This is a genomic window from Kitasatospora sp. NPDC059795 (assembly GCF_042732175.1).
GTDB lineage: Bacteria > Actinomycetota > Actinomycetes > Streptomycetales > Streptomycetaceae > Kitasatospora.
In genome coordinates this window covers 81,354-99,603 of the sequence record NZ_JBHWID010000012.1, presented here as the reverse complement: position 1 = coordinate 99,603, position 18,250 = coordinate 81,354, and the positions used below count along the sequence as shown (strand labels likewise).

The window sequence follows — 18,250 nt, the reverse complement described above, 5'->3', positions numbered from 1 at the left end:
GGACGCAAGCGGGCACTTGGCTGAGGGCCCCCGCGAAGTTGTCTGTACAACTGGAGGCTGCTCCGATGTCCGTCCCCGTCCCCAACCCCTACTGGCTGCGCGACAACTGCCCGTGCGCCGAGTGCCGCAACCCGCGCAGCGGGCAGAAGCGGTTCCAGATCGGCGACCTGCCGGACGACCTGACCGCCGCCGAGGCCGTCGAGGACGCGACCGGCCTGAGCGTGCTGTGGTCCGACGGCCACCGCTCGCACTACCCGACCGACTGGAACACGCCCGACGATGCGGCCGACGACGCGGCCGACGACGCAGCCCGCGACCACCGCACCGAGCACGGCAAGCGCCTGTGGGAGGCCGCCGACTTCGCCCGCGGCCTGCCCGAGGCCGACTGGTCGACCTACCTGGCCGACCCGGAGGAGAAGATCGCCGTCCTCGCCGCCGTCCGCCGCTCCGGCTTCGCGGTACTCCGCGGCGTCCCCGTCGAGGAGCGCCAAGTCCTGGCCGTGGCACGGAGTTTCGGCTACGTCCGGGACACCAACTACGGCGAGCTGTTCGACGTCCGGGTCGAGCCCGACGCGGTGAACTTCGCCTTCACCGACGCCGCCATCGCCCCGCACACCGACAACCCGTACCGCGACCCCGTCCCCACCCTCCAGCTGCTGCACTGCCTGCGCAACGAGGCCGCCGGCGGCGACTCCGGCCTGGTGGACGGCTTCCGCGCGGCCGCGCTGCTGCGCGAGGAGGACCCGGAGGCGTTCGCGCTGCTCGCCCGCACGCCGGTGCCGTTCCGCTACCGCGACCGCACCGCCGACCTGGCCGCCGAGCTGCCGATGATCGGCCTCGACCCGCGCGGCGCGATCCGCGAGGTCCGCTTCAACAACCGCTCCATCGACACCGTTCGCACCCTCGACGGCGCCGAGCTCGACGCCTTCTACGCCGCGTACCGGCGCTTCGCGGAGATCACCCTGCGACCCGCCCTCCAGTTGGAGTTCCGCCTCGGCCCCGGCGACTGCCTGATCTTCGACAACACCCGCCTGCTGCACGCCCGCACCGCCTTCGAGCAGGCCGGCGGCCGCCACCTTCAGGGCTGCTACGCCGACCTCGACTCGCTCTCCTCGACCCTGTCCGTGCTGCGGCGCAACGTCGCCGCCCTCGACGAGCTGGAGGCGCTGTTCGCGGGCGAGGGCGCCGGCGAGTACCTGGGCGAGGCCGTCACCATGGCCGAACACATGCTCCAGGCAGGCCAGTTGGCCCGCGCCGCGGGTGCCCCGCCGGCGCTGGTGGCCGCCGCGCTGCTGCACGACATCGGCCACTTCCACGGCAGCGGACTGGAGTTGATGGCCGGCGCCGACAACCGCCACGGCGCGACCGCCGCCACCTGGCTCTCCCGCTTCTTCGCCCCGGCCGTCACCGAGCCCGTCCGCCTGCACGTCCCCGCCAAGCGCTACCTCTGCGCCGTCGAACCCGACTACTTCGCCAAGCTCTCCCCCGCCTCGGTCCACACCCTCGGCCTCCAGGGCGGCCCGATGACCCCCGCCGAGGCCGAGGAGTTCGCCGCCGGCCCGTTCGCCACCGACGCGGTCGCCGTCCGACGGTGGGACGAGGCCGCGAAGGACCCGTCGGCCGCCACCCCGACGTTCGCCGAATTCCGGTCGCTGCTGCTGGAGTTGATGGGCTGACCCGGTTCGGTCCGCTGCTGCCCGGGTTCCCGGGCGGTGTCCGCCGCGGCTCGGCGCTCACGCTGCTGCGCCACCGGACGGACACCGCCCTGTCGCCGCTACCAGCGCCACTCCTGCCGGCCGTACAGGTGGCCGGCCTTGATGCCGCGACCGCGGCACCACTCCAGGAACTCCTCGATCTGCTTGATCTGGTAGGTGTCCTCGTTGTACGTGGTGGCCATGACGTGGCCCAGCCACGGCTCCTCGCCCATCGCGTAGACGTAGGCCTCCTCGACGCCGAGCTCGGTGAGGATGTCGCCGGCCTGCTTGGCGTCGGAGCCGGACAGCTTGCGGGAGTTGCTCATCTTCTTGGTGACCGGCTTGGTCAGCAGCGCCTGGTACAGCCAGGTCAGCGGCGCGCCGTCGCACTCCATGCCGACGAAGGCGATGTCGGCCCTGCCCAGGTGGTTGCGGATGTAGCGGTAGAGCTTCGGCTCGATGCCGGAGGAGTCGGCGCCGACGAAGATCTTGCGGCCCGCCAGTTCCACCCAGTAGGTCGACTTGCTGCGGATGTCCAGGTCGCAATGCTCGCCGAGGAACGGGGTCGCGGTGACCTTGCCGCCGGGGAACGGCACCTCCTCGAAGTCGTCGACCTCGACGACCTCGAAGCCGAGGTGGCGCAGCACCAGGGCCATCGACGGGTCGGCCAGGTTGCCGCGGGAGGGGCGCGGAACGACGACGGCGCCGACCCGGCCGCGCAGCTGAAGCAGCGTCTCCAGCACGATGTGGTCCTGGTGGCCGTGGGTGATCAGCACCAGGTCGATGAAGTCCGGGAGGTCGTCGAGGGTGTAGCGGTCGCCCTGCGAGTTGTCCGCGGAGATGAAGGGGTCGGTGACGACGGTGCCCTCGGGGGTCTGCAGCACCAGGCAGGCGTGGCCGAAGTAACGGATCCGGCCGCCCTCGCCGATGTGGCGGTCCGTCGACAGGCTCGGTTCGTCGGCCAGCAGGCCGAGCAACTGCTCTGTCTGGGCGTCGTCGAGGCCGAGGGCGTCGCGCAGGTGGCCGAGGGTGGCGCCGTGCACGCGGGACTTGAACAGCTCGGTCAGGCCCGGGTGGTTGAACGGGATCCGGAGATCGAGCACGTTCGGGTCGGTGAGGCGCGGGGTGCTGAGGATGAACGGACGCTCGGTGTCCGGCTCCAGGGAGAGCTGCACGGACTGCCGGGCCTCGGTGTAGGCCGGGCTCAGGTAGGCGAGCGGCTCCATGAACCGGACCGCGGCCTGGTTGTCGGTGTCGTAGGCGAGTTCGACGATGCCGCCGAGCTCCTCGGGCAGCTGCGGGTAGAGCGGGGTCAGGTCGAAGCCGGTGGCGTTGGCGCGCAGCAGCTCCTGGCCCTCGGCGATCGCCTCGGCGAAGCGGAGCATGTCGGCGCGGTCGCGCTTGATGGTGGCGAGCAGCTCGCGCACCTCCTCGACGCGCTCCTCCGGGATGTTGACGTAGTAACCGCCGCGCAGCTCGGGGTTGCTGCTCGCCGCGATGTGAACCTGCGGGGACTGCAGGTACGACTCCAGCAGCGGAACCTGCCGGAATGCCAGGTTCATCGCCGCCTGCACCGGCGCGACGGTGTAGAGCCAGGCGTAGAACCGGTCCACCAGCGGCTCGACGATGGTTCGGGAACGCAGATACTTCAGCTGTTCTTCCATCAGTGACCTTCCCCGATTGTCGGAAACACGAATTCGGCCGACCCTTCCCGCGCGGGGAGTCCGGCGCGTCCCGCCGGACGGGCCCCGGTCACCGTCGCACCGGACGCCGGAAGCGAGGTGGAGAAGTGCTGGAAGCCCTCGGCCGACACCCCGACGTCCGCCGAATTCCGTTCGCTGCTACCGGAGTTGATGGGATGAGCCGCTGTCAACCCTGACCTTGGTCAGGGGTGCCGGTTGACTTTCGGGCCGGGTGGAACGGGTGTCCCGGCTCATAGCGTCCGGCCCATGACGTTCACCCATCACAGGAAATCGAGGCGGCCCGGCCCGCCGGAAGCCCCCGGATCCGGGCCGGCCCTCGCCGTGACCCTGCTCATCGCCGGGGCCGCGGCAGTGGCCTGGCTGGCGCCCGAGGGAGGCGGCGGCGAGCCTGCGCCGTGGTCCACCGACGGCTACCGCCGGGTGGCGGAGGCCGTCGGCAACGCCCCGCACGCGGTGGCCTCGCAGGCGGCGCCCGCCACCGAGGCCGGGCTGCTGGTGCTCGGGCTGCTGCTGGCGTTCTGCTGGTGGACGGCCCGGGCCCGCCGCGCCACCGGGGCGGTCGCGGGCGTGGCGCTGGTCGGGCTCGGCACGGTGCTGGCCTACGCGGCGAGCGAGGTGCTGAAGGCCGTCCTCGACGAGGAACGGCCCTGCCGGGCCCTGGCCGGACTGCCCGGCCCGGCCGTCGCGGACTGCCCACCACCCGGTGATTGGTCGTTCCCCAGCAACCACGCCACCCTGGCGGCCGCGCTGGCGACGGGCCTGATACTGCTGCGTCCGCGCTGGACGGTGCTGGTCGTCCCGGTCGGCGCGGCCACGGCCGCGCTGCGGGTGGCGGCCGGGGTGCACTACCCGCACGACGTGCTCGCGGGCGCCGCGCTCGGCGGCGCCGTCACGGCGGCCGTGGTCCTCGCCCTGCGACCGGCGGCCACCGTCGCCGTGGCCGCCCTGTCCGGGGTGCCCGTCCTCGGCGCGCTGCTGTCCGCGCGGGCCTCAACCCAACAAGCCCCAACCCAACAAGCCCCGGCCCTGCAAGCCTCAGCCTCGCGGGCCGCCCGCGCAGCCCACGCCGAGGGTCAGCCCGGCCTCGTGCGCGAGGACGGCGGCCGCCGCCCGGTTGGCCACTCCCAGCCGCGCCAGGATGGAACTGACGTGGGCCTTCACCGTCCCTTCCACCACGCCCAGCCGGCGGGCGATCAGGCCGTTGGACAGTCCGGCGGCGACCAGCGTCAGCACCTCCCGTTCCCGGGCGGTCAGCGCGGCCACCTGTTCCCGGGCGGCGGCACGCCGGTCGGCGGGGCCGCCGGCCCCGGTGGCGGCCAGGTGGGCGACCACCCGGGCGGCCACCTTGGGTGAGAGGTAGGCCGCCCCGCCCGCCACCGCGTGCACGCCGGCGAGCAGTTCCTCGGGCTCGCCGGACTTGATCAGGAACCCGTTCGCGCCGCCGCCGAGCGCCCGCAGGATGTAGTCGTCCTCGCCGAAGGTGGTCAGCATGAGTACCCCGGTGGCCAGGCCGTTGCGGCGGATCTCGGCGGCGGCCGCGATGCCGTCCGTGCCCGGCATCCGGATGTCCAGCACGGCGACGTCCGGCCGGTGCTGCCGGACCAGTTCGACGGCCTCCCGGCCGTCCCCGGCCTCGGCGACGATCTCGATGCCCGGGTCGGTGGCGAGCACCGCGCGCAGCCCCGCGCGGATCATCGGCTCGTCGTCGGCGAGCAGCACCCGGATCGGTGCGGTGGTCATCGGCAGCTCCTGTCAATCGTTTGATGGGTGGGGACGGGTGCGCTCAGGACGTGAGCACGTCGCGCGAGACCAGCCGGGAGCCCCGGAAGCAGAGCCGGTACGCGTCGCCCGCCCGGTCCACGAACAGCTGGGCGGTGATGGCGTAGTGCACGCAGGAGACGCCCTCCCCCGACGGCGGCGCGGGCGTCGCCGGCCCGCTCGGCGGCCGGTACGGCAGCCGGTGGCCCGGCAGCACCCGCTCGACCGACGCCTGGTCCTGCCCCACCTGGAGAGTCGCGTAGACCTCCGGGTCCAGCACCGACAGGCTGACCACGTACAGCGTCCACACCCGCAGCGCCACGGTCAGCAGCACGGCCGTCGCCACCGGGACGAGCACCACGGCAGCCAGCGTCCGGCCCACCTTGCGCCGGGCCCGCCGAAGTTCGCGCACCGGCGACGGCGCGGCGGCCGGCCCCGGCGGGACGGGCCCGGCCGGACGGCGCGGCAGCACGGCCGCCACCTCGAACCCGCCGTCCGGGCAAGCCCCGTGGGCGAACGTGCCGCCCGCCAGCCGCACCCGCTCGGCCAGCCCGACCAGCCCGCGCCCGCCGCCGACCGCCGCCGTCCCCACCGGCATCCCCACCGGCATCCCCACCGGCACCGGACCATTGGCCACCCTGACGCGCGCACCGTCGTCCGCGTACGCCACCTCCACGGTGACGGCCGCCCCCGGGGCGTGCTTGGCCGCGTTGGTCAGCGCCTCCTGCACCACCCGGTACGCGGCGTGCTCGGCGGCGCGCGGCAGCCCGTCCGGCACTCCGGCGATCGTCGAACGGACGTCCAGGCCGGCGGCAGCCGCCTCGGCCACCAGGTGCGGGATGTCCGAGTCCGCCGGTCCGCGCGCCGCGTCGCTCTCGTCCCCGGCCCGCAGGACGCCGATCACCTCGCCGAGCCGGTCGACGGCAGCGGCCGCCCCCGCCCGGAGCTCCTGGACCGCCTCCCGGTGCGGCGCGGCCAGGCCGGCGGCGAGGGTGAGCGCCCCGGCGCGCAGGGCAATCAGGCTGAGGTCGTGCCCGAGGGCGTCGTGCATGTCCTGCGCGATCCTGGCCCGTTCCCGCAGCCGGGCCTGCTCGGCGACCAACTGCTGTTCGCGCTCCAGCCGTTCGGCCCGTTCCCAGCCGGCCCGCACCAACTCCTGCGACTGCCGCCAGAACCGTCCCAACAGCCACGGCCCCATCCCGGCGCACACCGCGAGCGCCACGAACCGCAGCCCCAGCACGATCCACGAGGGCACCGATCCGATCACCAGCACCCCGGCCGCCACCAGCAGGCCGAACACCACCACCGCCGGCCGGACCCGCTCCGTCCGCAACCCCGCCAGGAACGACAACCCGACCGCGGGCAGCACCCACCACAGGCTCGTCACGCCCAGCCCGACACACACCGCCGCCGTCACGGGCAGCGCCGCCCCACTCATCCGCATGCCCACGACCCTACGAGGAACGCCCCGTCGGCGAATCTGCCGAAAGTCATGCCCCGGTCGCCGTCCTCACCGCGAGGACTGCACGACGACCTGCTCGCCCTCCCCGCGCGGCTCCTCGAACTGGGCGACGTACCGGTCGAACAACTCCCCGTCGACGGTGACGCCGTTGGCGCCCACCTCGCCCCCGGCCCGGTGCTCCCGGCTTCGTGTCGCCTCCTGCACTCGGCCGCGCAGCTTCCGCGCCCCCAGGGCAACACGGTCGCCGCCATGGTCACGCAGGGGTACCGGGGCCGCGGTCGCCCGCGTCGCGACTCCGTCCGAGCGCACACGGCGCCACGACGGCGGCCCGACGCAACTCCGGCCCGGCGCCCCTACTGTTCACGGCCGACCCCCAGTTCGAACCAGACCACCTTGCCGACCGGCTTCCGGGACGCTCCCCAGCGGTCGGCGAGCCGGCTGACCAGCAGCAGGCCGCGGCCACTGTCGGCGAGCGGGTCGTCGTCGTTCAGCGCCGGGAGTTCGTGGTCGTCGTCGCAAACCTCGATCAACAGCCGGTCTGTGCAGACCAGTTGGAGATCGACCGGCAGGTGCGCCACCCGCTGGGCGTTGGTCACCAGCTCGCCGGCCAGCAGTTCGGCGGTGAACGACAGATGGTCCAGCCCCCACTGTTCGAGCCGGGCCCGCACCCACTGTCGGACCATCCGCACGGCGGTGGGGTGGAGCGGCACCACGAAGGTCGCCACCCTGTCCTGCGGAATGCCGTCCAGCCGGGCGGCCAGCAGGGCGACGTCGTCCCGCCGGTCCGGCAGCGCGCCCAGGAGGAGGGTGCAGGCGTCGTCCGGGCCGTCGTCCGGCCCGATCAGTTCGCCGCACAGCTCGGCCAGCCCGTCGACCAGGCTGTCGCTGTACAACACCAGCATCGCGCCGTCCGGGACGTCCACCTGCTGGGTGACGAACGGAATCCCGCCGACCCCGATCGGGACTCCCGGCGAAATCGGAAGCAGTTCGCCCCGACCGTCCCGATGCACCAGCACCGGCGGGGTGTGCCCGGCCGAGGCGACCTCGCAGGTCCGGTTGATCGGGTCGTAGACGGCGTACAGGCAGGTGGCGAGGTGGTCGTCGCCCAGGGTGTGGGCCAAGTTGTCGAGGTGGCGCAGCAGTTGGCCGGGCGGCAGGTCGAGCGCCGCGAACGCCTGCACCCCGGCCCGGAACCGGCTCATCGCCTGCGCGGCGGGCAGCCCGTGACCCATCACGTCGCCGATCACCAACGCCACTCGGCTGCCCGGCAGTTGGATCGCATCGAACCAGTCGCCACCGGCCCCGGCTTCCCCGCCGCCCGGCACATAGCGGTGGGCGATCCGGGTCCCGGGGAGGCGCGGCGGTTCGGTCGGGATCATCGACCGTTGCAGGGCCGACGCCAGCCGACCCTCCGCCTGGTACAACCGGGCACTGTCCAGCAGCAGCGCGCCACGTTCCGCAAGCCCCGACAGCAGCTCGATGTCGGCCCGCTCGAACGGCAACCGACTGGGTTCCCGGACCAGTTGGAGGGCCCCGAACGCCTCGCCCCGGACGGACAGCGGCAGTGTCAGCGTCGAATGCGGCAGATCGTCGTCCAGCTCTCCGGGCACCGGGGCGAGCGACGGAACGCCGTCCCGAAGCACTCGCCTCGCCTCGTCGAACTGGCGCCCCGGATCCTCGAACTCGTCGTCGCCCGACTGGAAAGCCATCAACGACGAGTCCTGGCCGGGGACTCCGAGATACGCGGGCCGCAGGAACACCTTCGCGGACGTCGCCCAGACCGGAACGAACACTTCGCAGAGCTCGGTCGCGGTGGCGAACAGATCCGGTTTCGTGCCGACCTTGCGCGCGAACTCCCGGCCGAGCACCGCCGCCGGCGACTCCAACTCCGCCCGGTACCTCAACTCCCGTTCGTGCCTGGCCCGTTGGGTGGTGAGCGCGGCCTCCGCCGCCAGCAGCCGTGCCTCCAGCCGGACGCACTGGTCCTCCGCGTCGTGCCGCAGCTCCTGGGCCCGCGCCAGCTCGGTTCGCAGCAGGTCCAACTCCCGCCTGAGCTCCCGCAGTTCTTCCCGCGCGTGTTCCGTCTCGGGCCCGTCCGCCCACCGCTCCAACTCCCCCGGCCCGGCCCCGTACCGCGCCGCGGCCCGGTCGGCCTCCAGTTGCCGGTAGCGCTGTTCGGCCTGGTGCGCCTGCGCCTCGGTCGCCTCCAGCGAGCGCAGCAGGTACCGTTCCCGCACCCCCGCCAACTGCAACTCGCGTTCCGCCGAGCCCAGTCGGTCGCGCAGCTCCTCGACCTCGTGCCGCGAGGCGTTGCGCACCTGCAACGCCGCCATCCGCAGCCGGTGCACGTGCTCCTGCACCTCCGGGGTGACGGACTCCCCGGTGGTCTCGGCGACCTGCCGCAGTAATTCCTCCACAAACTCCTTGGGGGCGATCCGCGCGCCGCTGAAGTACCGCGAGACGCTGCCCTTGTCGCGGTTGCAGCGGGCCGCGTAGCGGGTGAGCGAGATCCCCAGCGCCTGGAACAGCTGCTCCAGGAAGGCCGTGAACGCCGCGACTTCCGGCTCCCCGCCCCGCGGTTCGAGCGTCATCGACCCGATTCCCCTCCCCGGCCGTTGCCGGAAAGTGGCAACCCGTTGCGCCTGGCGCAACCCTCGACCTGCGTCGAAGACTAGGAGAAATCCTCAACCCCCCGCAGCGAAAGGCACATTGATGTTCACCGCAGTCGTCCGACAGCTCGCCGCCTGCCAGCGCGCAGTGGTCGTGGCCCTGGCCCTGCTCCCCGTGATCCTGGTGACGGTGGCCTGCCTGCCCGCCGTCCTGCTCCTCCCCGCGTTCCCCGGCGGCATCCGCCGCCTCACCGCCCTGCTCACCCTGCTCCGCCGCTGGACCGACACCGTCCTGTCCCGGAGCTAGGCAGGAAGCGCCCAAGGCAGTCCCGCGTCACGGCGCCCCACCGGCAGAAGTGGCGGCGCCGTCACTCGGGCAGCGCCGCCGTCAGGTCGATCTCCACCAGCTGGCCGCGGTAGCCGAGCGCGGTGACGCCCAGCAGCGTGCTGGCGGTGGCGAACGCGGGCGCGAGCGGCCCGGCCTGCAAGTGGTCCCAGGCGGCGGCGAGTTCCTCCGCCCGGTCGCTCACCACGTAGATCACCGACCGCACCACCCGCTCGGGGCCGACCCCGACCGCCCCGAGGGCGACCAGCGAGTTGGCGACCACCTGGTCGATCTGCGCGAACAGGTCGCCCTCGCCGACCAGGACGTCGTGGCGGTCCATCGGGCACTGCCCGGCCAGGTGCGCGGTGCGGCCGGCTTCGACGACGGTGATGTGGGCGTAGTCGGTCGGGTGGAGTTCGGCGGGGCTGATGCGGGTGATGTCGGTCATCCGCCGATGGTCGCCCACCCGCGGGCCGGCCGCATCCGAATTTCAGTCGTTCTCCCGGGCGTGCCGCGAAAGTGCCGACGAGGCAAGGGAGTTGTGGATCGAGAACGCCACCGTCCCGGGCAGGTACCGGTCCTGGGACCACTCGACGGGCGTGCCGGTGGGGTCCGTCGTGCGGCGCTTCTCGCGCAGCAGCGGGCTGCCGCGCCGGCAGCCGAGCAGGCGGGCGTCGTCGGCGTTGGCGCCGACCACGTCGATGGTGTGGTCGGCGTCGCTGAACAGGATGCCGTGTTCGCGCAGCGGTTCGGTGTGGGAGACGGCGTCGGGCGGGAGTTGGGCGACGAGTTCGCCGACCCGGGGCGGGTAGACGGTGCGTTCGACCATGACGGGGGTGCCGGAGAGGGTGCGCAGCCGGAGCATGGCGTAGATCTCGGTGCCGGGTTCGAGGCGCAGGTGTTCGCGTTCGGCGGCGTCGGCGGGGCGGCGGACCATGGATTCGAGCCGGCCGCCGGGTTCCTCGCCCATGGAGCGGGCCCAGTGGGTGAAGGAGAGCAGCTCGGAGAAGGACTGGACCCGGGCGCTGCCGAGGACGACCCGGCGGGTGCCGCGGCGGGAGGTGACCAGGCCGTCGGCGCGCAGCAGGGCGAGGGCCTGCCGGACGGTGCCGCGGGAGACGCCGTACTGCTCGGCGAGGGCGCCCTCCGCCGGCAGCCGTCCGGCGTCGCCGAACGAGCCGGAGGTGATCGCTTCGCGCAGGTCGGCGGCCACCTTGCGGTAGAGCGAGCCGGCGGCGCTGTCCTGGTCGGGTGCCACGTGCGTCGAGTCCCTTGGCTGGTAAGGAGATTGGGCTGTGTCCGCGCTGTGATCGCGCGTACACCATTGACTGTAGCCGCTGCTGCCGCGCCCTCCGGCGCGGGGCGCGACCGTTCCGACAGCCGCCCCCTGCACTGGGCCGTCCGTTCACTTTCCCGTCACCGGCCTCGGGCGTACTTACCTCGGGCGACGGAAGTTGGCTGGCCAACTTGGCCGCGGACATGCCGCGCCGCGCACCGAACACCCTCTTGTGATCTCTGCAGCTCCACTTCCTCCAGGAGACCCTCCCGTGACCGTGCACCGCCACCGCGCCGCCGCCCTCGCGGCCGTGCTGACCGCTGCCGCGCTCTCCCTGTCCGCCTGCGGCTCCGCCGGCTCGACCGCCAAGTCCGGCGACGCCAAGGGCGGTGCGGGCAACGCCAAGACCGCCACCTCGCTGGCCGACTTCGGCGGCATGGACGGCCTGGTCGCCGCCGCGAAGAAGGAGGGCAAGCTGCACGTCATCACCCTCCCGCGCGACTGGGCCAACTACGGCAAGCTGATGGACGACTTCAAGGCGAAGTACGGCATCGAGATCGAGGACGAGAACCCGGACGGCTCCAGCCAGGACGAGATCAACGCGGTCAAGTCCCGCAAGGGCCAGGACCGCGCGCCCGACACCCTGGACCTGGGTTCGGCGTTCGCGCTGTCCGCCGCCAAGGAGGGCATCCTCGCCCCCTACAAGGTCGCGTCCTTCGACAAGATCCCGGACACCATGAAGGACCCGGCCGGCCTGCGGGTCAACGACTACGGCGGCTACGTCTCGATCGGCTGCGACGCCAAGAAGGTCGCGGTCTGCCCGACCACCTTCGCCGACCTGCTGAAGCCCGAGTACAAGGGCCAGGTCGCGCTGAACGGCAACCCGACCAAGTCCGGTTCGGCGTTCGGCGGCGTGTACGCGGCGGCGCTGGCCAACGGCGGTTCGCTGGACAACATCCAGCCCGGCATCGACTTCTTCGCCAAGCTGAAGCAGTCCGGCAACTTCAACCCGGTCGAGTCCACCCCGGCGACCGTCGAGAAGGGCGAGACCCCGATCTCGATCGACTGGTCGTACCTGAACGCCGGCTACACCGACGAGTTCAAGGGCAAGGGCGTCGACTGGAAGGTGTCGATCCCCTCGGACGGCTCCTACGCCCAGTTCTACAACCAGGCCATCAACAAGGACGCGCCGCACCCGGCGGCCGCCCGCCTGTGGATGGAGTACCTGTACTCGGCCGAGGGCCAGAACGGCTTCATGGGCGGCTACGCCACCCCGGCGCTGTTCGACGCGATGAAGAAGGACGGCACCCTGGACACCGCCGCCGCGGCCAAGCTGCCGGTCGTCGAGAAGCCGTTCACCACCTTCCCGTCCTCGGAGCAGATCGACGCGGCCAAGAAGGTCGTGACCGAGAACTGGGCCAAGGCGATCGCGGGCTGATCACCGAAATGACCACGGCTCCCACCCCGGTGCCGGCCCCGGCCGCCGCTGACCTCAGCGGCGGCCCGGGGGCCGCGGGCACCGCCACGAACTCCCCCACCCTCCCGAACTCCACCCTCCCGAACTCCGCCCCGACGAGCTCCGCCCCGCCGAGCTCCGCCCCGCCGAGCTCCGCCCCGAAGGCCTCCGGACGCCGCCTGCTGCGCGGCAAGTCCTGGCTGGCCACCGTCCCGCTGCTGCTGTTCTTCCTGATCGGCTTCGGCCTGCCCGCCGTCGCCATCGTCACCGGGGCGTTCACCGTCTCCAGCGACGCGGACACCGGCGCGGGCTCGTTCACCACCGCCAACGTCACCGACTCGGTGCAGGGCGCCTACTGGACGGCCCTGGTCTCCAGCGTGAAGCTGTCCGCACTCACCGCGCTGATCGGCACCGTCGTCGGCGTCCCGATCGCACAGGCGGTGCTCACCTCCCGGTTCCGGGTGCTGCGCGAGGCGGTGCTGACCGCCTCCGGCGTGCTCGCCAACTTCGGCGGCCTGCCGCTGGCGTTCGCGTTCGTCGCGACCCTCGGCAACGCCGGCGAGCTGACCAAGATGTTCCACCTGACCGACCACGGCTGGTCGCTGTACAGCTTCACCGGCCTGACCATCGCCTACCTGTACTTCCTGGTGCCGCTGATGGTCCTCACCATCACCCCGGCCCTGGAGGGCCTGCGGGTCCAGTGGCGCGAGGCCGCCCAGAACAACCGGGCCACCAGCCTCCAGTACTGGCGGCACGTCGCGCTGCCGATCCTCTTCCCGTCCCTGCTCGGCGGCTTCGTGCTGCTGTTCGGCTCGGCGTTCGCCGCGTACGCCACCGCCGCCGCGATGGTCGGCGCGACCGTCCCGCTGATCAGCCGGCAGATCGCCGACGCGCTGTCCGGCAACGTGCTGACCGGCCAGGGCAACCTGGCGTTGGCGCTCAGCCTCGACATGATCATCGTCGCCGTCCTGGTGATGGCCGTGTACCTGCCCCTCCAGCGTCGGAGTGCCCGATGGCTCAGCTGATCTCCCGTCTGCGGGTCTGGCGCGGGGCGGTCCTGCTGCTGGCCGGCCTGTACTTCCTGATCCCGATGGCCGCCTCGGTGTGGTTCTCCATCGACGACGTCAACGGCACCATCGCCTTCGACGCCTACACCGGCCTGATCTCCGCCCCCGGCTTCACCGACAGCCTGGTGCTCACCCTGGAACTCGCCGTCGTCACCGTCGTGGTGCTGCTGCTCCTGCTGGTGCCCGCCATGATCGCGGTCCGGCTCGGCTCGCCGAAGCTCCGCCCGCTGCTCGAAGTGGTCTGCACCCTGCCGCTGGTGGTGCCGCCGGTCGCCCTGACCGCCGGCCTGATCGGCGTGCTCCGCTGGGGCCCGGACTACCTGATGGACACCCCGTTCTTCCAGACCTTCGTGTTCATCCAGCAGCCGGAGTTCCCGCTGGTCCTGGTGATCGCCTACGTGCTGATGGCCCTGCCGCTCGCCTACCGCGCCCTGGACTCCGGTCTGCGCGCCGTGGACGTCCGCACCCTGGTCGAGGCCGCCCGCAACTGCGGCGCGAGCTGGCCGCGCGCCGTCGTCCAGGTGATCCTGCCGAACCTGCGCGGCGCCCTGCTGAACGCCTCCTTCCTCACCCTGGCCCTGGTCCTCGGCGAGTTCACCACCGCCTCGATCCTCGGCTACCAGCCCTTCGCCGTGTGGATCTACTCGGTCGGCAACAGCCAGGGCCAGATGTCCGTCGCGGTGTCCGTGCTCAGCCTGCTGATCACCTGGGTGCTGCTGCTCCTGCTGGCCGCCGCCGGCCGCGAGCGCCGCCACAAGACCGCCACCGCCTCCTGAGCCTCTCCCGGAGACCACCACCCATGAGCACCGCCACCCTCGCCCCCGCCGGACGCACCACCACCAGAGCCACCGTCGAATTCCGCTCCCTGCGGCGGCAGTTCGGCACCACCACCGCCCTCGACGGTCTCGACCTGACGGTCGAACCGGGCGAACTCCTCGCCCTGCTCGGCCCGTCCGGCTGCGGCAAGACCACCGCGCTGCGCATCCTCGCCGGGTTCGAGACCCACGACTCCGGCGAGGTCCTGGTCGACGGCGAGGACATCACCCGGATCCCCGCCCACAAGCGCGACGCCGGCATGGTGTTCCAGTCCTACAGCCTCTTCCCGCACCTCACCGCCGCCGACAACGTCGCCTTCGGCCTCCGCATGCGCGGCGTCGCCAAGGCCGAACGCCGCAAGCGCGCCCACGAGTTGCTCGAACTCGTCGGCCTGCCGCAGCGCGCCGAGCACTACCCGCACCAGATGTCCGGCGGCCAGCAGCAGCGCATCGCCCTCGCCCGCGCCCTCGCCCTCCAGCCGCGCGTCCTGCTCCTCGACGAGCCGCTGTCCGCGCTCGACGCGAAGGTCCGCCTCTCGCTCCGCGAGGAGATCCGCCGGCTCCAGCAGGAACTCGGCATCACCACCCTGTTCGTCACCCACGACCAGGAGGAGGCCCTCTCGATGGCCGACCGGGTCGCCGTCCTGCGCGCCGGACGGCTCGAACAGTGCGCGACGCCCTCCGAGCTGTACTCCCGGCCGGCCACCGCGTTCGTCGCCGAGTTCGTCGGCACCATGAGCCGCATCCCGTGCTCGCGCACGACCGACGACCAGGTCGAGGTCCTCGGCCGCCGGCACCCCGTCGACGGCGACCTCCCCGCCGACGGCGACCTGCACGTCCTGGTCCGCCCCGAGAACGTCGAACTCACCCCCGCCGCGGACGGCCCCGCCCAGGTCGTCGCCGCCTCCTTCCTCGGCGCCGTCACCCGCCTCACCGTCCGCCTCACCGACGGCACCGAGATCAAGTCCGACGTCCCCACCGAGACCGCCACCACCCTCCCCCTCGGCACCCACGCCACCCTCACCCTCCCGCCCCGCCCCGTCCTCGTCGACCGCGCCACCCCCTGACGCCCCGCCACCCAGCCTGCGCCCCACCAGGGCTGGGGGAGAACTGCGCGAAGCGGAAGGCGTCGACCCAAAACCCGCCCGCCGACAGCCGGTTGCACCACGCAGTGCTTCCCCGACCCTCAACCTCCGCGCCCTGGCCCGACATGCCCACGTAAGGTACCGCCATGCCTGCATCCCACCCCGCCGCCGTCCTGTTCGACATGGACGGCACCCTGGTCGACACCGAGCACCTCTGGTGGCAGGCCGCGGCCGAACTCGCCGCCGAACTCGACCTCACCCTCACCGACGCCGACCTCCCGGACGTCCTCGGCCAGGCCGTCGAGCACACCGCGGCCCACCTGTACCGCTCCAGCCGCACCACCCGCGCCGAGTCCGAGCTGATCGAGCACCTCAACGACGCCTTCGCCGCCAAGGTCGAGGCCGAGATCGTCCCCCGCCCCGGCGCCCTCGCGCTGCTCGCGGCCCTCCGCGAGGCGCAGGTCCCCGCCGCCCTGGTCTCCGCCTCCCCCCGCCGCGTCGTCGATCTCGTCCTGCACGCTCTCGGCCCGCACTGGTTCACCACCACTCTCGCCGCCGAGGACACCCCCCGCACCAAGCCCGCCCCGGACCCGTACCTGGCCGCCGCCGCGCGTCTCGGTCTCGCCCCGGCCGCCTGCGTCGCCGTCGAGGACACCCCCACCGGCGTCGCCTCCGCGCACGCCGCCGGCTGCGCCGTCCTGGCCGTCCCGTCCGCCGTCCCGATCGCGGCCGCCGACGGCATCACCGTGCTCGACAGCCTCGAACACGCGGACCTCGCGTTCCTCGGCGCCCTCACGAGTTCCTGATGCCATACCTGCTGCTCGCACTCGCGATAGCCGGCGAGGTCTGCGCCACCAGCCTGCTGAAGCTCACCGAGGGCTTCTCCCGGCTGTGGCCCAGCCTCGCCGTCGCCACCGGCTACGTGCTGTCGTTCTTCCTGCTGGGCCGCGCCCTCAAGCACATCCCGGTGTCCGTCGCCTACGCCGTCTGGTCGGGCGCGGGCACCGCGGCCGTCGCCGCGATCGGCGCGACCTTCTTCGGCGAGTCGCTGGGCCGCCTCCAGTGGTGCGGCATCGCCCTGGTGATCGCCGGCGTCATCCTGCTCAACCTCCGCTCCACGCACTGACGACGCCCCGCCGAAAGCCCGTTGACGCACCACCCGCCGGCCCGGAACGATCACTGCCATGAGCGTCGAATCCACCCTGGCCAAGGCCGCCGCCGACTGGCGCGAGCGGCGGTACGGCCTCGCCCGACGCCGCCTGTACGGCCTGCTGTCGAGCTACCCGACCGACCTGACGATCCGCCTCGCGATCGCCGACTCCCACGGGTACGACCCGCCCCAGGCCGGCCGCTGGAACTACCTCGACGACTCGCTGACCACCACCGAACTCGCCGCGTTCGAAGAGCAGTTCCGCGACCCGGCCCGCCGCCTCGCGGTCCTGCGCTGGCCCGACCCGGACCGCAACCCGCCGTCCACCCCGACGGCCCGCCGCCGTCTCGCCGCCCTCCACCGCGCGGCCACCGGCAGGGCCCCGGACTGGCCGGACCACCCGGAGGACGCCACCGCCCCCGCCCCGCCCCCGCGCGAGCCGGAGCCCCCGCGCCCGCCGCTCCCACCGGCGCCGCCGATCGCCCTGCCGTACCGCAAGCCCGAGCCCCCGGCGCACCTCTGGCCCAAGCGGATCGCCCTGCTGCTCTGCCTCGCCGCCCTGGCCTGGCTCTACTTCCGCTGACCGCGCCCCGCAGCAACTCACCTGCCGGCCACGCTACTTGAGCGACCCCCGCAACGCCTCCACCCGGTCCGCGGACGCGGTGAACGCGTCCCGGTCGAGGTCCCCGGAGTCCAGCGCACCGGCCAGCGCGGCGGCCGCCTGGTCGCCCTGCCCGACGTCCCGCGCGGAGCACAGGATCAGGTCGACACCGGCCCCGGCGACGGCGAGGGCCCGCTTCGCGGTGCCGCCGACCGGGTCGAGCGCCTTCGCCTCCAGCGCGTCCGTGACCGTGACGCCCTGGTAGTTCAGCCGCCCCCGGAGCTCGTCGCGGACGACCGTGCCGGACATCCCGGCGGGGGTGCCGGGGTCGAGCGCGGGGTAGACGGCCCAGGACAGCATCACCAGCTTGACGTCGGCGGCGACCGCGTCCCGGTACGGGCGTTCGTCGACGGTCCGCAGCGTGTCCAGGGAGACGTTGAGCGTCACCGGCTCCTCGTCGGTGTTGGCCCCGGCGGGCGCGCTGCCCAGCCCCGGGAAGTGCTTGGCGGTGGCGGCGACCCCGGCGCCCTGCTGGGCCTTGATGAACGCGGAGCCGAGCCGGCCCACGACGGCGGGGTCGGTGCTGTACGAGCGCTGGGCGCTGTCGGCGAAGTCACCGGGGGTGCGGTAGACGTCGAGGACGGGTGCCAGGTTGAGGTTGAGTCCGAAGCCCGACAGGGTCGCGGCGGCCTGCCCGCCGGTCGCCGTGGCGGCGGCCGTCGGGTCGGCGGCGCGGCCGACGTCCTTCGCGGACTGCCCGGGCCCGCCGGGCAGCCGCCGCACCAGGCCGCCTTCCTGGTCGGTCATCAGCAGCAGCGGCCGCGGGTTCGGGGCCTGCTGTTCGGCCTGCCGCAGCTGGTTGACGGCGGTGCGCAGCACGGACGGGTCGCTGCCGACGTTCTCGGCGAAGAAGATCACCCCGGCGACCCGGCCTTCGCGGATGCGCTGCAGCAGCGCGGCGGGCGGCGTGGTGCCGGGGTAGGAGTACACGATCCGCTGTCCGGCCAGTTCGGCGGAGCTCGCCGCGGACGCGGGGGCGGGCGTCAACGAGGCCGAGGCGGACGGCGAGGGCGACGCCGAGAGCGAGGGCGACGGCGAGGGCGACGGGCTCTCCGGCTCGGGGCTGCCGGCCGTCGGGCTGGGCGACGGGCTGCCGCCGCTGCCTGCGTTGCCGGGCGATCCACAGCCGGCGGCCAGCGCCAGGCCCAGCACGAGCAACAGTCCGACCGACCTCGATGACATCGACATA

The 18,250-nt window shown here is 73.0% G+C and carries 18 protein-coding genes and 1 pseudogene; 10 read left to right on the top strand and 9 right to left on the bottom strand.

Annotated elements, in window-relative coordinates:
* Nucleotides 1–65 precede the first annotated feature (65 nt).
* A complete protein-coding gene (locus ACFV4P_RS23965; protein ID WP_380474256.1) occupies nt 66–1,676 on the top strand; it encodes a TauD/TfdA family dioxygenase in 1,611 nt (536 codons plus the stop codon).
* A gap of 98 nt (nt 1,677–1,774) precedes the next feature.
* Here ACFV4P_RS23965 and ACFV4P_RS23960 read toward each other — a convergent pair whose 3' ends face one another.
* Nucleotides 1,775–3,358 (bottom strand): MBL fold metallo-hydrolase, encoded by a 1,584-nt coding sequence (locus ACFV4P_RS23960; protein WP_380474254.1) that lies wholly within the window; start codon nt 3,356–3,358, stop codon nt 1,775–1,777.
* Between the two features lie 449 nt (nt 3,359–3,807).
* Entirely contained in the window at nt 3,808–3,987 is a 180-nt protein-coding gene (locus ACFV4P_RS23955; RefSeq protein WP_380474551.1) for a hypothetical protein, read from the bottom strand.
* On the opposite strand from ACFV4P_RS23955, the pseudogene ACFV4P_RS23950 reads away from it, so the two are divergent.
* A pseudogene (locus ACFV4P_RS23950) lies at nt 3,965–4,249 on the top strand (phosphatase PAP2 family protein); the annotation flags it as partial. The gene ACFV4P_RS23955 and the pseudogene ACFV4P_RS23950 overlap by 23 nt on opposite strands.
* A gap of 183 nt (nt 4,250–4,432) precedes the next feature.
* Here the strand turns inward: ACFV4P_RS23950 and ACFV4P_RS23945 are convergent.
* The 4 genes from ACFV4P_RS23945 to ACFV4P_RS23930 form a co-directional block, all read right to left on the bottom strand.
* Entirely contained in the window at nt 4,433–5,137 is a 705-nt protein-coding gene (locus ACFV4P_RS23945) for a response regulator (protein WP_380474252.1), read from the bottom strand.
* A 43-nt stretch (nt 5,138–5,180) separates the two neighbouring features.
* Nucleotides 5,181–6,599 (bottom strand): sensor histidine kinase, encoded by a 1,419-nt coding sequence (locus tag ACFV4P_RS23940; protein ID WP_380474249.1) that lies wholly within the window; start codon nt 6,597–6,599, stop codon nt 5,181–5,183.
* 66 nt (nt 6,600–6,665) lie between these two features.
* On the bottom strand, nt 6,666–6,821 hold the full coding sequence (locus ACFV4P_RS23935) for a hypothetical protein (protein ID WP_380474247.1): 156 nt from the start codon (nt 6,819–6,821) through the stop codon (nt 6,666–6,668).
* Between the two features lie 149 nt (nt 6,822–6,970).
* Complete coding sequence (locus tag ACFV4P_RS23930) at nt 6,971–9,208, bottom strand: SpoIIE family protein phosphatase (protein WP_380474245.1); 2,238 nt, start codon at nt 9,206–9,208, stop codon at nt 6,971–6,973.
* Between the two features lie 121 nt (nt 9,209–9,329).
* On the opposite strand from ACFV4P_RS23930, the gene ACFV4P_RS23925 reads away from it, so the two are divergent.
* Nucleotides 9,330–9,533: a hypothetical protein gene (locus ACFV4P_RS23925; RefSeq protein ID WP_073814792.1), complete on the top strand. Its 204-nt coding sequence runs from the start codon at nt 9,330–9,332 to the stop codon at nt 9,531–9,533.
* A 61-nt stretch (nt 9,534–9,594) separates the two neighbouring features.
* On the opposite strand, the gene ACFV4P_RS23920 is transcribed toward ACFV4P_RS23925, so the two are convergent.
* Together ACFV4P_RS23920 and ACFV4P_RS23915 are read right to left on the bottom strand one after the other, a co-directional pair.
* Complete coding sequence (locus tag ACFV4P_RS23920; RefSeq protein ID WP_380474242.1) at nt 9,595–9,999, bottom strand: RidA family protein; 405 nt, start codon at nt 9,997–9,999, stop codon at nt 9,595–9,597.
* Between the two features lie 42 nt (nt 10,000–10,041).
* A complete protein-coding gene (locus tag ACFV4P_RS23915) occupies nt 10,042–10,809 on the bottom strand; it encodes a GntR family transcriptional regulator (RefSeq protein WP_380474240.1) in 768 nt (255 codons plus the stop codon).
* A gap of 289 nt (nt 10,810–11,098) precedes the next feature.
* On the opposite strand from ACFV4P_RS23915, the gene ACFV4P_RS23910 reads away from it, so the two are divergent.
* The 7 genes from ACFV4P_RS23910 (at nt 11,099) to ACFV4P_RS23880 (ending at nt 16,983) form a co-directional block, all read left to right on the top strand.
* Nucleotides 11,099–12,265 (top strand): ABC transporter substrate-binding protein, encoded by a 1,167-nt coding sequence (locus ACFV4P_RS23910; protein ID WP_380474237.1) that lies wholly within the window; start codon nt 11,099–11,101, stop codon nt 12,263–12,265.
* 8 nt (nt 12,266–12,273) lie between these two features.
* Nucleotides 12,274–13,308, top strand: a complete 1,035-nt coding sequence (locus tag ACFV4P_RS23905) for an ABC transporter permease (RefSeq protein ID WP_380474234.1) — start codon at nt 12,274–12,276, stop codon at nt 13,306–13,308.
* Complete coding sequence (locus ACFV4P_RS23900) at nt 13,296–14,126, top strand: ABC transporter permease (protein ID WP_380474232.1); 831 nt, start codon at nt 13,296–13,298, stop codon at nt 14,124–14,126. The genes ACFV4P_RS23905 and ACFV4P_RS23900 overlap by 13 nt, the downstream gene beginning before the upstream one ends.
* A 23-nt stretch (nt 14,127–14,149) precedes the next feature.
* Nucleotides 14,150–15,232 (top strand): ABC transporter ATP-binding protein, encoded by a 1,083-nt coding sequence (locus tag ACFV4P_RS23895; RefSeq protein ID WP_380474230.1) that lies wholly within the window; start codon nt 14,150–14,152, stop codon nt 15,230–15,232.
* Between the two features lie 164 nt (nt 15,233–15,396).
* On the top strand, nt 15,397–16,056 hold the full coding sequence (locus ACFV4P_RS23890) for an HAD family hydrolase (RefSeq protein ID WP_380474227.1): 660 nt from the start codon (nt 15,397–15,399) through the stop codon (nt 16,054–16,056).
* A complete protein-coding gene (locus tag ACFV4P_RS23885; protein ID WP_380474224.1) occupies nt 16,056–16,376 on the top strand; it encodes a DMT family transporter in 321 nt (106 codons plus the stop codon). The genes ACFV4P_RS23890 and ACFV4P_RS23885 overlap by 1 nt, the downstream gene beginning before the upstream one ends.
* A gap of 58 nt (nt 16,377–16,434) precedes the next feature.
* The gene (locus tag ACFV4P_RS23880) at nt 16,435–16,983 is read left to right on the top strand and encodes a DUF6584 family protein (protein WP_380474222.1); all 549 of its coding nucleotides are present in this window, start codon (nt 16,435–16,437) and stop codon (nt 16,981–16,983) included.
* Nucleotides 16,984–17,016: 33 nt separating this feature from the next.
* Here the strand turns inward: ACFV4P_RS23880 and ACFV4P_RS23875 are convergent, their stop codons facing one another.
* Nucleotides 17,017–18,243: a glycoside hydrolase family 3 N-terminal domain-containing protein gene (locus ACFV4P_RS23875; protein ID WP_380474219.1), complete on the bottom strand. Its 1,227-nt coding sequence runs from the start codon at nt 18,241–18,243 to the stop codon at nt 17,017–17,019.
* Nucleotides 18,244–18,250 lie beyond the last annotated feature (7 nt).

Excerpts from the sequence above, each read along its gene's own strand:
- ACFV4P_RS23940 (WP_380474249.1), bottom strand. The coding sequence starts at position 6,599 with ATGCGGATGAGTGGGGCGGCGCTGCCCGTGACGGCGGCGGTGTGTGTC.
- ACFV4P_RS23890 (WP_380474227.1), top strand. The coding sequence starts at position 15,397 with ATGCCTGCATCCCACCCCGCCGCCGTCCTGTTCGACATGGACGGCACC.
- ACFV4P_RS23945 (WP_380474252.1), bottom strand. The coding sequence starts at position 5,137 with ATGACCACCGCACCGATCCGGGTGCTGCTCGCCGACGACGAGCCGATG.
- ACFV4P_RS23925 (WP_073814792.1), top strand. The coding sequence starts at position 9,330 with ATGTTCACCGCAGTCGTCCGACAGCTCGCCGCCTGCCAGCGCGCAGTG.
- ACFV4P_RS23885 (WP_380474224.1), top strand. The coding sequence starts at position 16,056 with ATGCCATACCTGCTGCTCGCACTCGCGATAGCCGGCGAGGTCTGCGCC.
- ACFV4P_RS23895 (WP_380474230.1), top strand. The coding sequence starts at position 14,150 with ATGAGCACCGCCACCCTCGCCCCCGCCGGACGCACCACCACCAGAGCC.
- ACFV4P_RS23905 (WP_380474234.1), top strand. The coding sequence starts at position 12,274 with ATGACCACGGCTCCCACCCCGGTGCCGGCCCCGGCCGCCGCTGACCTC.
- ACFV4P_RS23960 (WP_380474254.1), bottom strand. The coding sequence starts at position 3,358 with ATGGAAGAACAGCTGAAGTATCTGCGTTCCCGAACCATCGTCGAGCCG.
- ACFV4P_RS23965 (WP_380474256.1), top strand. The coding sequence starts at position 66 with ATGTCCGTCCCCGTCCCCAACCCCTACTGGCTGCGCGACAACTGCCCG.
- ACFV4P_RS23875 (WP_380474219.1), bottom strand. The coding sequence starts at position 18,243 with ATGTCATCGAGGTCGGTCGGACTGTTGCTCGTGCTGGGCCTGGCGCTG.
- ACFV4P_RS23930 (WP_380474245.1), bottom strand. The coding sequence starts at position 9,208 with ATGACGCTCGAACCGCGGGGCGGGGAGCCGGAAGTCGCGGCGTTCACG.
- ACFV4P_RS23920 (WP_380474242.1), bottom strand. The coding sequence starts at position 9,999 with ATGACCGACATCACCCGCATCAGCCCCGCCGAACTCCACCCGACCGAC.
- ACFV4P_RS23900 (WP_380474232.1), top strand. The coding sequence starts at position 13,296 with ATGGCTCAGCTGATCTCCCGTCTGCGGGTCTGGCGCGGGGCGGTCCTG.
- ACFV4P_RS23880 (WP_380474222.1), top strand. The coding sequence starts at position 16,435 with ATGAGCGTCGAATCCACCCTGGCCAAGGCCGCCGCCGACTGGCGCGAG.